This window comes from Dactylosporangium vinaceum, from assembly GCF_019904175.1.
Lineage (GTDB): Bacteria > Actinomycetota > Actinomycetes > Mycobacteriales > Micromonosporaceae > Dactylosporangium > Dactylosporangium vinaceum.
Genome location: NZ_CP061913.1, coordinates 10,977,804 through 10,992,767 on the forward strand (window position 1 = coordinate 10,977,804; position 14,964 = coordinate 10,992,767).

Annotated in this window: 13 protein-coding genes and 1 pseudogene; 8 read left to right on the forward strand and 6 right to left on the reverse strand. The window is 70.8% G+C overall.

The window, feature by feature from the left end; genetic code table 11:
* The first annotated feature begins 5 nt into the window (after positions 1–5).
* A complete protein-coding gene (locus Dvina_RS49320; protein ID WP_223098920.1) occupies positions 6–1,013 on the forward strand; it encodes a nucleoside triphosphate pyrophosphohydrolase in 1,008 nt (335 codons plus the stop codon).
* A 653-nt stretch (positions 1,014–1,666) separates the two neighbouring features.
* Here the strand turns inward: Dvina_RS49320 and Dvina_RS55900 are convergent.
* Positions 1,667–2,008 (reverse strand): annotated as a pseudogene (locus tag Dvina_RS55900) (IS982 family transposase); the annotation flags it as partial.
* Between the two features lie 190 nt (positions 2,009–2,198).
* Entirely contained in the window at positions 2,199–3,014 is an 816-nt protein-coding gene (locus tag Dvina_RS49330) for a WecB/TagA/CpsF family glycosyltransferase (protein ID WP_223098922.1), read from the reverse strand.
* Positions 3,015–3,094: 80 nt separating this feature from the next.
* On the opposite strand from Dvina_RS49330, the gene Dvina_RS49335 reads away from it, so the two are divergent.
* From Dvina_RS49335 to Dvina_RS49350, 4 genes are all read left to right on the forward strand, one after another.
* Positions 3,095–4,018, forward strand: coding sequence for a sulfotransferase (locus Dvina_RS49335; protein WP_223098924.1), 924 nt, complete (start codon positions 3,095–3,097; stop codon positions 4,016–4,018).
* A 29-nt stretch (positions 4,019–4,047) separates the two neighbouring features.
* Entirely contained in the window at positions 4,048–4,941 is an 894-nt protein-coding gene (locus Dvina_RS49340; RefSeq protein WP_246655824.1) for a glycosyltransferase, read from the forward strand.
* An 83-nt stretch (positions 4,942–5,024) separates the two neighbouring features.
* Positions 5,025–5,735 (forward strand): DUF998 domain-containing protein, encoded by a 711-nt coding sequence (locus tag Dvina_RS49345; RefSeq protein ID WP_223098928.1) that lies wholly within the window; start codon positions 5,025–5,027, stop codon positions 5,733–5,735.
* Positions 5,736–5,833: 98 nt separating this feature from the next.
* Positions 5,834–7,051 (forward strand): NADP-dependent isocitrate dehydrogenase, encoded by a 1,218-nt coding sequence (locus Dvina_RS49350; RefSeq protein WP_223098931.1) that lies wholly within the window; start codon positions 5,834–5,836, stop codon positions 7,049–7,051.
* A gap of 51 nt (positions 7,052–7,102) precedes the next feature.
* On the opposite strand, the gene Dvina_RS49355 is transcribed toward Dvina_RS49350, so the two are convergent.
* Positions 7,103–7,516 (reverse strand): hypothetical protein, encoded by a 414-nt coding sequence (locus tag Dvina_RS49355; protein ID WP_223098934.1) that lies wholly within the window; start codon positions 7,514–7,516, stop codon positions 7,103–7,105.
* 89 nt (positions 7,517–7,605) lie between these two features.
* Between Dvina_RS49355 and Dvina_RS49360 the strand changes: the two genes are divergently transcribed.
* On the forward strand, positions 7,606–8,163 hold the full coding sequence (locus Dvina_RS49360) for a CGNR zinc finger domain-containing protein (protein ID WP_223098936.1): 558 nt from the start codon (positions 7,606–7,608) through the stop codon (positions 8,161–8,163).
* Positions 8,164–8,196: 33 nt separating this feature from the next.
* Positions 8,197–9,762, forward strand: coding sequence for a PQQ-binding-like beta-propeller repeat protein (locus Dvina_RS49365; RefSeq protein WP_223098939.1), 1,566 nt, complete (start codon positions 8,197–8,199; stop codon positions 9,760–9,762).
* Positions 9,763–10,868: 1,106 nt separating this feature from the next.
* Here the strand turns inward: Dvina_RS49365 and Dvina_RS49370 are convergent.
* A complete protein-coding gene (locus Dvina_RS49370; protein WP_223098941.1) occupies positions 10,869–11,735 on the reverse strand; it encodes a bifunctional methylenetetrahydrofolate dehydrogenase/methenyltetrahydrofolate cyclohydrolase in 867 nt (288 codons plus the stop codon).
* A 31-nt stretch (positions 11,736–11,766) separates the two neighbouring features.
* On the opposite strand from Dvina_RS49370, the gene Dvina_RS49375 reads away from it, so the two are divergent.
* Positions 11,767–12,690, forward strand: coding sequence for a serine hydrolase (locus tag Dvina_RS49375; protein WP_223098943.1), 924 nt, complete (start codon positions 11,767–11,769; stop codon positions 12,688–12,690).
* A 20-nt stretch (positions 12,691–12,710) separates the two neighbouring features.
* Here Dvina_RS49375 and purH read toward each other — a convergent pair whose 3' ends face one another.
* Positions 12,711–14,246: a bifunctional phosphoribosylaminoimidazolecarboxamide formyltransferase/IMP cyclohydrolase gene (purH, locus tag Dvina_RS49380; RefSeq protein WP_223098945.1), complete on the reverse strand. Its 1,536-nt coding sequence runs from the start codon at positions 14,244–14,246 to the stop codon at positions 12,711–12,713.
* The gene (gene purN, locus Dvina_RS49385; protein ID WP_380026784.1) at positions 14,239–14,850 is read right to left on the reverse strand and encodes a phosphoribosylglycinamide formyltransferase; all 612 of its coding nucleotides are present in this window, start codon (positions 14,848–14,850) and stop codon (positions 14,239–14,241) included. Before purN ends, purH begins: the two co-directional genes overlap by 8 nt.
* Between the last annotated feature and the right edge of the window lie 114 nt (positions 14,851–14,964).

Below are 14,964 nucleotides of genomic sequence, written 5' to 3' on the forward strand. Positions count from 1 at the left end.
CGGCCGTGGCGGGCAGCGTGATCTTGCTGGTGACCTCTCCCCGTCTCCCGGCCGAGGTGCTCACCGCACAGGCCTGGGACCTGGTCCGCGCCCACCCTGTCCTGACCGCCTCCGAATCCGCGCAGGTCTCCGCGCTGCGGGCCGCGGGCGCTTCGGTCACGGTCATGGCTCCCTCCGTCGACGAGCTGCTGGCCCACGTCGACGCGCACGGCACCGTCGTGTGGCTGGCCTCTCCGCCTTCCTCGTCCCCTTCCGCCTCGCAGTCCTCTTCCTCCTTGTCCTCTTCCTCGGACGACGGCTCATCCGATGCGCGGTTCGCCCGGGAGCTCGGCCTGCGCCTGGCCCGCGAGCCCGGCCTGGCCGAGCTCGAGCTGGTGTACGGCTCGTGGGACCCGGCGGGCGCCCGCCTCCTGGACGTGGTCACGGTGATGGACCGCCTGATGCACCCCGAGGCCGGCGACCCGTGGAAGCGGGCCCAGACCCACGCGAGCCTGGCGCACTTCCTGCTCGAGGAGTCATACGAGCTCTACGACGCCATCCGCGACGACGACACATCCGCGGTCCGCGAGGAGCTGGGCGACGTGCTGCTCCAGGTGATCCTGCACGCCCGCCTGGCCGAGGAGACGTCCGGCTTCACCATCGACGACGTGGCCGGCGACCTGGTGGCCAAACTGATCCGCCGCAACCCGCACGTCTTCGCGGACACGGAAGTCGGCGGCATCGACGAGATCATCGCCAACTGGGAGCAGATCAAGAAGGCCGAGAAGTCTCGCGCCTCGACTGTGGACGGCGTGGCCCTCTCCCAGCCGGCGCTTGCGCTTACCGCGAAACTGCTCCAACGCGTGGAGCGGGCCAGCCTGCCCGTACCTCTACCCCCACCGACGTCACTGGGCGGCCGCCTGTTCGCGGCGGTGGCCGAGGCCAGGTCAGCGGGCGAGGACGCAGAGGCCGCACTCCGAGAAGCCGCACTCCACTACATGGACACAGTCCGCGCGACGGAGCTGAACTCGTAGCTACGTAGGGTTGTTGTTGCGTTACTATTTGCGCTTTACTCCAAGGTCGATTAGGACGTGTGAGCTAAGCTAGAAGTGCAAATTGGGAACGGCGCCGGCAGTCACACACGGGCCGAACCCCACGTTTGGGAGCGCCTTCACTCAACCGCAAATCGCGTAGACCAGCCCCGATACGCCGAGCCGGCCTCTCGCGCTTTGCCAGCTTGGATGCGCGCGTTACCAGCCTCGATGCGCGTGTCCTTGCCGGAAGCGTCGGCGGGGTTGCTCACGCCGCCGTGTTGGTGGTGGTGGTCAGGCCCAGCGGCGTTGGCGTTGCGCCTGCGCAGGTGGTTATGCAAGTCGTATTGGTCCAGGACGAGTAGGTCGGGGTGCAGCTCAGCTCGACCTGGTTGTGAACGGCTGGGGCCCGGATCTGCTTGCCCTTACGCGCGGGCACGTTGATCCAGGATCACAGAGATCGGCCGCACTGTCTGGCCGTGCCCTGCGGATCGGTTGCCGCGGCCACGGGTGTTACCGGCGGGTTTGCGGTGCCCCATGACGCCCCCGTGGTGTCTTCGACGGCGCTTTCGCAGGTGGTTTGCGCAGGCTTCTACCGGGTGAACGGTTGCCCGAGCGCCTGAGGGGCCGACTAGACGAGTGAGTTCGAAGTCTGGTCAGCGGTCGTAGGCGATCAGTGACCTGGTCATGGGTTGTCTGCGGCGCGGTTGTGCCAGATCGCGGCGTTCATGGCCTGGAGGCGTTGAGCGACGCGGGCTGCGACGCCTTCGATGCTGCGGCCGCCGTGCAGTTCGAGGTCGAGCTGGCCTTTCAACGTGGTTGACCGAGCGGTACGACGGGCGTAGCAGCCGCGCTCCGCGCTCGGCCGGCCACCGGTCCGGTTCCGCGGACACATAGTCCTTGTCCGCGACGATCAGCCGACCGGGTCGCTCGGTCATCAGGTCCGGGTCGTGGTCCAGGACCGCCGTCAGGACCTGCCGTTCGTCGACCTTCGGGGACCCGTTAGGACTTACTCGTCCAGAAGCGAACCTTGGACGGCTTTGCGGTCCCGGGCGGCAGGTTGCGCGCGGCGGGTGGGCGGTGATTGGACGTCTCGAGGCCGGTTGGCTGGTGGTCGGGATTTTCGCCGGTTTGGGCGGCCGGTGGGAGAGCGCTAATTTTTGTCCCGATTTATTGCTTTTGAGGTAATTAGGCGCGGTGGGCTGGGCGGCGGGTTAGGCGGTGGTGGAGGGAACGGGCCAGGAGGGCGGCGGCGAAGGGGGCGTCTTCGCGTAGGTAGCGGCGGGCCAGGCGGCGGGGTTCGCGGGCCAGGCGGTCCAGCCACTCCAGGCCGGCCTTCTGCAGCGCTGGGCGGGCGCGCTGGACGTCGCCGGCGACGAAGTTCACGGCTGCGCCGCAGCCCAGGAACCAGGTGGACGGGAGTGCCTCGCGCAGAGACGCGATCAGGTGCTCCTGGCGGGGGAAGCCGATTCCGACGTACACCATCTGGGGTTGGGCCTTGATGACGCGGGCGCAGACCGACCGCAGGCGGCGCGGGTTGTGGTCGAAGCCGAACGGTGGGCAGTGGGCGCCCGCGATGCGCAGGCCGGGACACTCCGCGGCCAGGCGGGAGGCTGCTCGGCGGGCGCCGTCGGGCTCGTCGCCCTGCGCCGGGGTGCCGCCCAGGACGAAGACGCTGCCGCCGCGGGTGGCCAGGCCGCGGGAGAGGGACCAGATCAGGTCCGAGCCGGGCACGCGGGCCGGGAGCGCCCGGCCGGCCAGGCGGGCGGCCCAGATCAGCGGTGCGCCATCGGCGACCACGAGGTCGGCCGCGCTGAGCTGGGCGCGGAGAGCTTTGTCGCGGGCGACCTGGCGCAGGATGTCGACGTTCGGCGTGACGATCCAGCCGCCGCGGCCACGTTCGAGTGCGGTGAGCACGCGGGCCACCACCTCGTCCTCGGTGACGGGGTCGATCGGCAGTCCACCGACGGGGACCCGGCGGGTGTGGGAGTAGCTGCGCAGCATCGTTCGTCCGCAATTCCTCGTTAGACCTCACAGATGCCAGCGAAACTGGCATATCTACCAAAACGACCAAGGAGGACGCTTTGGTACGCGTTCTGTTCCTCGGGGGGCTGGGGCGAAGCGGCACCACGCTGCTCGAACGCCTGCTGGGGGAACTGCCCGGCGTGTGCCCGCTTGGGGAGGTCGTGCACCTCTGGGAGCGCGACATCGCCGGCGACGAGCGGTGCGCGTGCGGGGACCACTTCTCCGAATGCGGGTTCTGGCAGGCGGTCGGCGAGAAGGCGTTCGGCGGCTGGCAGCACGTCGACGTGTGGCGGGTGCTGGCGCTGCGGCACGCGGTCGAGCGCACGCGGCACATTCCGCGGCTGGCCAGCCTGCGGATGAGCCCGGCCCATCGGCTGCTGGTGGAGGAGTACGCCGACTGGTACGCCCGGCTGTATGAGGCGGCCGCGATCGTCTCCGGGGCCGACGTGCTCGTCGACTCCTCGAAGCACGCCGCGCTCGCCTACTGCCTGCGCTTCGCGCCGAGCATCGACCTGCGTGTGGTGCACATGGTGCGGGACAGCCGGGGCGTGGCGTACTCGTGGACGAAGAAGGTCTCGCGACCGGAGACGGACAACGCCGAGGAGATGACGCGGTACTCCCCCGGCCGCTCGGCTCTGCTGTGGAACGCGCACAACATGGCGTTCTCGGCGCTGCATCGCTGCGGGGTGCCGGTGCAACGGGTGCGGTACGAGGAGCTCCTGGATCAGCCGGAGACGACCCTGCGGGAGCTGTCGAAGTTCATCGACATCAAGCCGGGGGGCCTGTCGTTCATCAACGACGGCGTCGCCGAGCTCGGGGCGTGCCACAGCGCGGCGGGCAACCCGATGCGGTTCACCGTCGGCCCGGTGCCGCTGCGCCGCGACGACGCCTGGCGCACGGCGCTGCCCCACAGTCAGCGCCGGGTCGTGAGCGCCCTGACCGCGCCGCTGCTCGGCGCCTACGGGTACCGGGGGGTCCGATGATCCCGACCGGCCACTGGCCCAGCGTGGGCGTGATCATTCCGACCCGCAACCGCCCCGAGCTGCTGCGGCGCGCGGTTGCCGGGATCGTGGCGCAGGACTACCCGGGCCCGGTCCGGACCATCGTGATCTTCGACCAGCACGATCCGGACGCGAGCCTGTGCCGGGGTGGTGAGCGGCCGCTCGACGTGCTGCCCAACCTGCGCAAGCCCGGCCTGGCCGGCGCCCGCAACACCGGGATCGTCGCGCTGGACACGGACCTGGTCGCGTTCTGTGATGACGACGACGTGTGGCTGCCGACGAAGCTGCGTCGCCAGGTGCACGCGCTGCAGCAGCGGCCGCAGGCGGAGTTCTGCACGTCGGCGATCGAGGTGGAGTTCGGCGACCGGCTCACGCCGCGGCTGGCGGGCGCCTCGCTCGTCGGGCTGGACGACTTGATCCGCTCGCGCATGTCGATGCTGCACTCCTCGACGTTCCTGGTCCGGCGGGCCGCGTTCGCGGCCGACGAGATGGGCCTGGTCGCCGAGGACGCGCCCGGCAGCCAGAACGAGGACTGGGATCTGCTGCTGCGGGCCGTGAAACGCGGCGAGATCGTGCACGTGGACGATCCGCTGGTGCGTGTGCTGTGGGGGCGGACTTCGATGTTCGCGTACGAGTACGGGACAAAAATGGCCTCTCTGCGCTGGATGATGTCCCGCCATCCGGAGATTGCCGGATCCACCACGGGTGCGGGTCGGGTCTACGGGCAGCTGGCGTGCTGGTCGGCCGCCACCGGCAATCGGCGCGACGCGTGGCGGTGGACGAAGGCGGCGATGCGCTCGAACTGGCGCGAGCCGCGCGCGGCTATCGCGTTGGCCGCGGTGACGGGCGTCGTGAAGGTGGAAAGCGTGCTCGGCGCGCTGCACCGCCGGGGTCGCGGCATCTGAAGGCCGCTGCCAGAGCACCCTTGACGCGTAATAGTTGATGTCGGATAGTTGGGCTCAACTATTACGCGTCGAGGGAGCTTGTCATGAGCCCACGCACCATGGCCGCCGGAGCGGTCGCCGGCCCGATCCTGTTCACCGTGGCGTGGCTGATCCTCGGCTTCGTCAGCCCGGGGTTCACGCTGTTCGACGTCCGCGTGGAGCCGTACTCCGCGATCAGTGCGCAGATCAGCGGACTCGGCCTGGGCCCGACCGCGCCGTACATGAACGCGGCGTTCGTCCTCACCGGCGTCCTGCTCGGCGTCGGGGTCGTGGGCAGCCTGCGGTGCATCACCGCACTGACACCGAGGTCGCGGCGGACCCTGACGGCGCTGCTCTCGCTGGTGGCGATCGGCTGCGCGGCGGACGGCATCTTCACGCTGGAGTCCTTCAAGCCGCACCTGCTGGGTGCCATGCTCGCCTTCTGCAGCCCCGTCATCAGCTTCTGGGTCACCGGCTCGGCGCTGCGCCGAATTCCAGGCTGGCGGCGGTTCGGCACCTGGCTGCGGTTCGCGGCGCCGGTGACGCTCGGGCTCGTCGCGGTCTATCTGGCGACGTTCGACCCCACGGTCGAGGGCTCGACGACAGGCGTGTCCGGGCTGCTCGAGCGCATCGTCGTCATCGAGATCCTCGGCTGGTTCGCGGCACTCGGCTGGCTGGCCCGCCGGCGCGCATTTTCCGGGCCGACCGGGGTCGACGGTGGGCACGGCTCGGCCATGCAGTACGCTCGTACTGCTAAGCGGCCACGAGGACTTTGAGTGTCCGTCCGGTGGAGCGCGGCGAAGAGTGCTGGAATCAGCGAGGACTGTCCGACGGCGGAGTCGCGGGAGGGCAGCGCGAGAGGAGCGCCCGGCCGATGGCGAAGATCAAGGTAAACAACCCTGTCGTCGAGCTCGACGGCGACGAGATGACCCGCATCATCTGGAAGCAGATCCGCGAGCAGCTGGTGCTGCCGTACCTCGACGTCGACCTGAAGTACTACGACCTGTCGATCGAGTACCGCGACCAGACCGACGACCAGGTCACGGTCGACGCCGCGAACGCCATCAAGCAGTACGGCGTCGGCGTGAAGTGCGCGACGATCACGCCCGACGAGGCGCGCGTCGAGGAGTTCTCGCTCAAGAAGATGTGGCGCTCGCCGAACGGCACGATCCGCAACATCCTCGGCGGCGTGGTCTTCCGCGAGCCGATCATCATGTCCAACGTGCCTCGGCTGGTTCCCGGCTGGACCAAGCCGATCATCATCGGCCGGCACGCCCACGGCGACCAGTACAAGGCGACCGACTTCGTGGTGCCCGGCCCGGGCAAGGTCACCGTCACCTACACCCCGGCCGACGGCGGCGCTCCGATGGAGTTCGAGATCGCCAACTTCCCCGGCGGCGGCGTCGCCATGGGCATGTACAACTACGACGACTCGATCCGCGACTTCGCCCGCGCGTCGTTCCGCTACGGCCTCGACCGCGGCTACCCGGTGTACCTCTCCACGAAGAACACAATCCTGAAGGCGTACGACGGCCGGTTCAAGGACCTGTTCGCCGAGATCTTCGAGACCGAGTTCAAGGACGACTTCGCGAAGGCCGGCATCACCTACGAGCACCGGCTGATCGACGACATGGTCGCCGCGGCGCTGAAGTGGGAGGGCGGCTTCGTGTGGGCCGCCAAGAACTACGACGGCGACGTCCAGTCGGACACCGTCGCGCAGGGCTTCGGCTCGCTCGGCCTCATGACCAGCGTCCTCATGACCCCGGACGGCAAGACCGTCGAGGCCGAGGCCGCCCACGGCACCGTCACCCGGCACTACCGGCAGTGGCAGAAGGGCGAGAAGACCTCGACGAACCCGATCGCGTCCATCTTCGCCTGGACGCGCGGCCTCGCCCACCGCGGCAAGGTCGACGGCACCCCCGAGGTCACGAACTTCGCCAACACCCTGGAGCAGGTCTGCATCGACACCGTCGAGGGCGGCCAGATGACCAAGGACCTGGCGCTGCTGATCTCCCGCGACGCCCCGTGGCTGACGACCGACGAGTTCATGAACGCGCTGGACCAGAACCTCGCGAAGCGTCTCGCCGCCTGATTGCACCCTCCGACCATGAGGCTCAGCCGTTTCGGCTGGGCCTCATGGCGTTCATGCGGTCAGCACGCCGATGCCCAGGCTGAGCGCACCCGCGGCCAGGGCGGCCGCGCCCAGCCAGACCAGCGCGATCGCGCCGTTCGGCCGCGTGCGGTCCTTCCCCGCCGACGAGGCGAAGAACCCGCCGGGCATCAGGATCGCCGCGGCCAGGATTCCGGCCCGCCCGAGCCAGCCCACGACGCCGTCGAGCCGGGCGAGGTCGGCGTAGAGCACGCCGACCAGACCCAGTGTGACCAGGACGCCGGCGTGTGCGTGCCCGGCCCGCGCGAACGCCTGCTGGAACGGTGTCATCGGCACGGCTCCGCGCACGACCCGGGTCAGGAAGTATCCGCCGAACTCGATGGTGACGATCGACAACAGCGCGATCCCGGCCAGGATCCGGCCCGCGTCAGTGAACTCGAACTGCATAACGCTCTCCCCCGTCACTGCCTTGGTAGGCTATGCCAGTGACGGTAGCGGGCGGCGGCATCACTGGTCAAGTCGCGATAGACAGTTACGTGGCGGACTGGGTCGAACTCTGTCTGGAGCTCGTCAACGACCTGGCCATCGACGCCCGGCAGGGCCGCCCGATCGCCGGCGACACCGGTCTGGGCGAGGCCTTCGAGGAGCTGGCCGGCAACGCGCTGACCCGGCAGTTCGAGCTGTCCCTGGCCGACGTCGACGACCTCGCCTCGGCGGCCCGGCGCCTGCACATCGCGATCGAGGCCTGTATCGCCGGCGACATGCTGATGGCGGCCTTCGCGCTCAATACGGTGCTGGCGGAGTTCGGGGCAGTACCGAACCTGCATGCCGCGCCCGGTGAAGCGCCGCACCTGGCGTTCCACGCGGCCGACGCGCCGATCGTCGACGCCTGGGCCGCCGAGTCCGCGACCGCGCTGGCCTTTCTCGTCGGCACCCACCAGACGCATCGGCTCGGCCAGTGCTCCGCGGACGTCTGCGACGCCTACTACCTCGACTCCACGAAGAACGCGTCGCGCCGCTTCTGCTCACTCGCCTGCCAGAACCGCGCGAAGTCGGCCGCCTACCGGCAGAAGCGCCGTGACCGGCCCAGGTGAGAAATTGTCGTACCCACCCGTCATCCTGTCCTCGTGAACCTCACCGCACGCGCAGCCGGCGTCGTCGTCGTCGGGCTCGGTATGGTCGCGACCATCACCGGCCTGGCGCTGCCGTGGACGATCGCCGGCGGCCGGCACCCCGACCTGACGACCATCGCCGGCGTCGCGTTCCTCGGGCCGCTGCTGAGCGCGCTGTGCCTCGTCTACGCCCGCTCCGACCCGCGCCGGTCCCGGATGGTCGCGATCGTCGCGGGGGTGGCCGGCATCGCGGCGGGCGTGATCGCGGTGGCGCTGGCCCGCCTGGTGGAGCCGAGCGCCGGCATCGGGCTCGGCGGGCCGGTCACCGTCGTGGGGGCCGCGGCGCTGGTCCTGGGCTGGGCGGTGCTCGTCGCGACAGGTGTGGGCCGCCTTCCAGGCGCTGACTGGCGGCATTGGGCTCCTGCGGGCATTTTTTCGGTGGTACTCGCACTGCTGGCGGGGTTCGCCATCTCCTGGGCACGCGAAGGAAGGTTCGTGGACGCCACGACGGCCGGCGGCGCCACTGCGGGCCCGCAGACGCAGACGTGGCCGCAGCCCTTCGCGGGTGTGCAGCTCGTCGGGGCCCGCAAGGACCGGGCGCTCGTCCGCGCCGCCGACGGCGTCCGGGCGGTCCGGCTCAGCAGCGGCACCATCGCCTGGCAATACCTGCGCTCGGACCTGCCCACGCAGGCCGCGGGGCTGGTCGACGACGCGGTGGTGCTCGCGTTCGGGACCGACGACGGAGTGCTCGTCACCGCCCTGGACGCGGATACGGGCGCGGAGCGGTTCTCGAAGCGGTACCGGTCGGGGAAGATGGCGACGGTCCACGCCGCCGGCCGCACCGCGATCCTGTCCGGGACGGGGTCCGGCGCGGGCGTCGTGCTCGGCATCGACGCGCGCGACGGCACCGAGCGCTGGCGCTGGACCCCGGCCCGCGGGGGCGCCCCCTGCGACGTCACCGACCTGGCCGGCTCCCCCGACACCGCCGTGGTGGCCCTGCGCTGCCGCGCTCAGGGCGTCGACGACGTCGCCGTCGGCCTGGCCGCCGCGACCGGCGCCGAGACCTGGTCCTGGCACGCGATCCAGCGGGGCACCGCCGAGCTGCGAGTGCTCTCCGTCGGCCCCGGCTTCGTCACCCTGACCGGCGCCGCACCACAGCGGGCGACGTACATGGACGCGGCCAACGGCTCCGTCGGCACCCGCCACGACGCCCCCGGCACCCTCTCCGCCGCCGCCGGCGCCAGCCTCATCTACGCCGACCCCGGCTCCGCGCAGGCCCACCTGTCCTCGGTCGAGGCCCAGACCGGCAAGGTCCAGTGGAACGTGGGCCTGGGCGGCCTGGGCGGCTACCAGCCGGTCGCCATGACCGCAGCGGAGGGCTACGCCTACGTGCTGTGGCGCAACACGGCGGGCGCCCTCCGGCTCCTGACCATCGCCACGGCCGACGGCTCGACCAAGGAGGAGCGAGCCGTGGCCTGCAACACCGCCTGCCCCGAGGCCCAGCTCACCGCCACCGCCGGCCACGCCGTGATCGCCACGCGAGAGGAGAAGTCCACCCGGCTGTACCTGACCGTCACCTGACCCGCCTACCGCCGATCCCGCACCCGCCGCCTTGCCTCGCCTCGCAGCGGGCCGGCTTCACCGTGCGCGACGAGCTACACCACGAGGTACACCGATGATCGGCGCCGGCGACCTGCGCCCGGCGGGGCCTGAGCTACGACGCCTCGCTTGCTGCGCTGCGTCGGTTGATGCGGTGTCTGGCTCGCGCGCTGCCTGGCTTGCTGCGCTCTGCTTCGGTTGCTGCTGTGCTTCGGTTGCTGCGGTGCCTGGCTCGTTGCGGTGCCTGGCTCGCTACGGTGCCTCGCTTGCTACGGTGTCTGGCTCGCGCGCTGCCTGGCTTGCTGCGCTACCTCGGTTGCTGCGCTCGACCCGGCTCGCTGCGGTGCCTGGCTCGCTGCGGTGCTTCGCTTGCTGTGCTCGGTGCGGCAACGCCCGCCGGCCAGCCGCGCGACGGGCCGTCCGCTCCGCCAGGCTCATCAGCTCTCGGCTGATCACCGGGCCGCGCTTCGGTCGGTCGCCGGCGGCCTTACGAACGAGCCGCGCGCGGCGGGCCAAGCGGGTGGGGCTGCTGTGTGGCGCTCGTTCGCCGCACTGCGGTCGGCAATTCGCCTCGGTTGATCGGGTGATGAACTGCTCCATCGCACCTCAGGCACCGCGCCGCCTCAGGATGACTCCGCTGCCGAATTCGCCGCCGCACTCCAGCCGCCACACCCACAGCCCGCCGCGCTCCAAGCCGCACCGCGCAAACCTCGCCCCGCCAGTCGGTCAGCGGACCGTTTCGCCACGCCGAAGCTCGCCGCCGCGCCCTCAGCCGCCGCACCCACAGCGCGCCGCACTTCAAGGCGCACCGCGCGAACCTCGCTCCACCAGTCGATCCGCGGGCCATTTCGCCACACCGAAGCTCGCTGCCGCACCCCAGCCCTCGCGTCGCACGAGGAGCGCCGCACGAGGAGCGGGGCACGAGGAGCGCCGCACGAGGAGCGCCGCACGAGGAGCGGGGCACGAGGAGCGGGGCACGAGGAGCGCCGCACGAGGAGCGGGGCACGAGGAGCGCCGCACGAGGTGTGGAGGCGATGGAACGCTTCGCCGTGCTTGGAGTCGACGCGGTGCACCCCTCAAGTTGGGCGTCAGGCGTTTGTCGAGCGGCGTTCGGCCAGGTCGACCACGTTCGCCAGGAGCATGGCTCGGGTCATCGGGCCTACGCCGCCCGGCATCGGGGCCAGGTAGCCGGCGACCTCGGCCACGTCGGGGGCTACGTCGCCCACCAGGCGGGCCTTGCCTGTCGTTTCGTCGACGATCCGCGTCACGCCCACGTCCAGGACGGCGGCGCCCGGCTTGACCATGTCGCGGGTCAGGAGGGCGGCGGAGCCGGCGGCCACGATGATGATGTCGGCGGTGCGGGTGTGGGCGGCCAGGTCGCGGGTGCCGGTGTGGCACAGGGTGACCGTGGCGTTCTCGGATTTGCGGGTGAAGATCAGGCCCAGTGGGCGGCCGGCGGTGGTACCGCGGCCGATGGCTGTCACCTCGGCGCCGTTGATGGGGACGTTGTGGCGGCGCAGGAGCTGGACGATGCCGTTCGGGGTGCACGGGAGGGGGGCCGGGATGTTCAGGACCAGGCGGCCCAGGTTTGTCGGGTGCAAGCCGTCGGCGTCCTTGTCGGGGTCGATCAGCTCCAGGATGCGCTGCTCGTCCAGGCCGGCCGGCAGTGGCAGCTGCACGATGTAGCCCGTGCAGGCCGGGTCCTCGTTCAGGGCGCGCACCGCCGCCTCGACCTCCTGCTGGGTGGCGGTCGCGGGCAGGTCGTAGCGGATCGAGGCGATGCCGACCTCGGCGCAGTCGCGGTGCTTGCCGGCGACGTACGCGTGTGAGCCCGGGTCGTCGCCCACCAGGATCGTGCCCAGGCCGGGCGGCGCGGGCAGCGCGGCCACCCGCGCGCGCAGCTCGTCCTTTATGGCGGTCGCCGTTGCCTTACCGTCGAGAATCGTTGCCGTCACGGAACCCGATCCTGCCATTAGAGTGCAGGGCGTGCTGGTCCGGCGCGGCGTTGTCGCCCTCTTCACCCTGCTTGCCCTCGCGGCGTGTGGCGATGACGCCAGCGACGACCCGCATGGGCTGCTGCCGCAGGTGTCCGCCAGTCAGGCCCGGCAGGCCGGCGACGGCGGTGGCGGTGGCGGGGACAGCGCGGCCGGGCTCGAGGCCAAAGGGTCGGCCGGCGGGAGCACCAAGGACCGGACGACCGCGTTCGTGCAGAAGCTGCCGGGGACGTTCGGGATCATCGTGCGCGACCGGCAGAGCGGGACCGTGTTCAAGGCCGGCAACACCACGGCGACCACGTGGACGGCGTCGACGATCAAGCTGGCCATCGCGACCGACCTGCTGGAGCGGCAGCAGGCCAAGGAGATCACGCTCGACGCGACCGACAGGGGCAACCTCGACAAGGCCCTGATCAACTCCGACAACGACGCCGCCACGGCCCTGTGGAACAAGTACGCCGGGGCCGGCACTGTCGCCAAGTACAAGGCGCAGTACGGGATGGGGAGCCTGGCCGTCGTCGACGGGATGGACACGTTCTGGCGCAACCTGCGGTGCAGTGCCGAAGACCTGCAGAGCCTGATGTCGTACGTCCTGGAGAAGCTCGACCCCACGAGCCGGACCTACCTCGTGACAACCCTGCGCAAGGTCGCCGGCAACCAGCACTGGGGTGTCTGGGCGGCCGGGTCGGGGCTCAAGCCGGGCAACAAGGACGGGTGGGTCGAGAAGCCGGTCAACGGCACCGACGTCTGGATGACACACACCGTCGGCTTCGCCGGTGACTCGGAGCGGTACGTCGTCGCCGTCGTCTACGAGCAGAAGCCCGGCGGATCCCTGGAGAAGGGCGCGCACGCGGTGAGCGACGCCGTGGCCACCTACTTCGGGGCCAAGGTGCCGGCCCCCGTCACGCTGCCGTAACGGGGACCGGCCGGCCTGCGCTAGTGGAAGAAGTGCCGGGTGCCGGTGAAGTACATCGTCACGCCCGCAGCGTTGGCGGCCGCGATGACCTCTTCGTCGCGGATCGAGCCGCCGGGCTGGACTATCGCCTTCACGCCCGCGGCGATCAGGGCCTCGGGGCCGTCGGCGAACGGGAAGAACGCGTCCGAAGCGGCGACCGAGCCTCTGACCCGCTCCTCGCCGGCCCGGCTGATCGCCAGGCGGACCGAGTCGACCCGGTTGACCTGGCCCATGCCCACGCCGACCGTCGCACCGCCGGACGCGAGCAGGATCGCGTTGGACTTGACCGCGCGGACCGCCCGCCAGGCGAAGGCGAGGTCGCGGAGGGTCTCCTCGTCGGCCGGCTCGCCGGTGACGAGGGTCCAGCGATCGACGGCGTCCCCGTCCGCGTCGATGCGATCGGCGGCTTGGACGAGTACACCCCCGGAGATTTGCCGCTGTTCGAAGGACGCGGGCGTCCAGGCCGGAGCGCGCAGGATCCGCAGATTGCGGCGGGCCGAGAGCAGCTCGAGCGCGTCGGAGGAGTAGGACGGCGCGACGACGACCTCGGTGAAGATCTCGCTGATCTGCTTGGCCAGGTCGGTGGTGACCTCGGCGTTGACCGCGATCACGCCGCCGTAGGCGCTTACCGGGTCGCAGGCGTGGGCCTTGCGGTGGGCCTCGGCGACGTCGGCGCCGATCGCGATGCCGCACGGGTTGGCGTGCTTGATGATCGCGACGCAGGGGTCGGTGAAGTCGTGCGCGGCGCGCCAGGCGGCGTCGGCGTCGACGTAGTTGTTGTAGGACATCTCCTTGCCGCCGAGCTGCTCGGCCTGGGCCAGGCCCGGGGCCGCCGCGGGGTCGGTGTAGAGGGCGGCCGCCTGGTGCGGGTTCTCGCCGTAGCGCAGGGTCGCCGCGTGGCGCAGGGCCGTGCCCGCGAACCGCTTGTCGTCGCGGGCGAACCAGGCCGCGACGGCGACGTCGTATTCGGCGATGTGGGCGAACGCCTGACCGGCCAGCGCCCGGCGCTCGTCGAGGGTGAAGCCGCCGTCGGCGACGGCCTGCAGTACCGAGTCGTAGGAGGCCGGCGAGGTGACGACGGCGACGCTCGGGAAGTTCTTGGCCGCCGCGCGGACCATGGCCGGGCCGCCGATGTCGATCTGCTCGACGCACTCGTCGTCGGTGGCGCCTGACGCGACGGTGTCCGTGAACGGGTACAGGTTGGAGACGAGCAGCTCGAACGGCTCGATGCCGAGCTCGCCGAGCTGGGCGGCGTGGGCCTCCAGGCGCAGGTCGGCCAGCAGGCCGGCGTGGACCTTCGGGTGGAGGGTCTTGACCCGGCCGTCGAGCGTCTCCGGGAACCCGGTCAGCTGCTCGACCCGGGTGACCGGCAGGCCGAGGGCCTCGATGCGGCCCGCGGTCGAGCCGGTGGAGACCAGCTCGACGCCGGCCCCGGCGAGGGCGCGGGCGAGCTCCTCGAGACCTGTCTTGTCGTACACGCTGATGAGCGCGCGCCTGATGGGACGGCGGTTAGCCACGGCCCAGCCTGACCTTTCGTTCGTTGACGGTCCAGCCGTCGCGTGCCATCCGCCCGACCGTGTCGACCAGCTGGCGGCGCTCGGCCACTTTGATCCGCTCCAGCAGCGTGTCCTCGGTGTCGTCGTCGAGGACCGGTACCGCGACCTGGGCGATGATCGCCCCCGTGTCGACGCCGCTGTCGACGAAGTGCAGCGTGGCCCCGGCGAGCTTGACGCCGTAGGCGAGCGCGTCGCGGGGGCCGTGCGTGCCCGGGAACGCGGGGAGCAGCGCGTTGTGGGTGTTGATATAGCGGCCCTCGTACTCCCCCAGGAACCGCGGCCCGACGAGCTTCATGAACCCGGCCGAGACGATCAGGTCGGGCTTGTATCGGGAGCACTCGGCCAGCAGGGCGGCGTCCCAGTCGTCGCGGGTCGCGAAGTCGGCCACCCGGGCCACGAACGTGGGCACGCCGTGACGCTCCGCACGCGCCAGGCCCTCGACCGCGGGGCGGTCGGCACCGACGGCCACCACCTCGGCCCCGTAGGCCGGGTCGGCGGCCGCGTCGAGCAGGGCCTGCAGGTTTGACCCCGAACCGGACACGAGCACGACAAGCCGAACTGTCACCACGAAACTCTAACGACCCGGTCGGCCCTGCTCAGCGGCGGGTCGCCGGGCATTTGCGGATAAACGTGTCCAAAGTACATTACGCGACTGCGCAGAGTTGATCCGGGCGGTTAG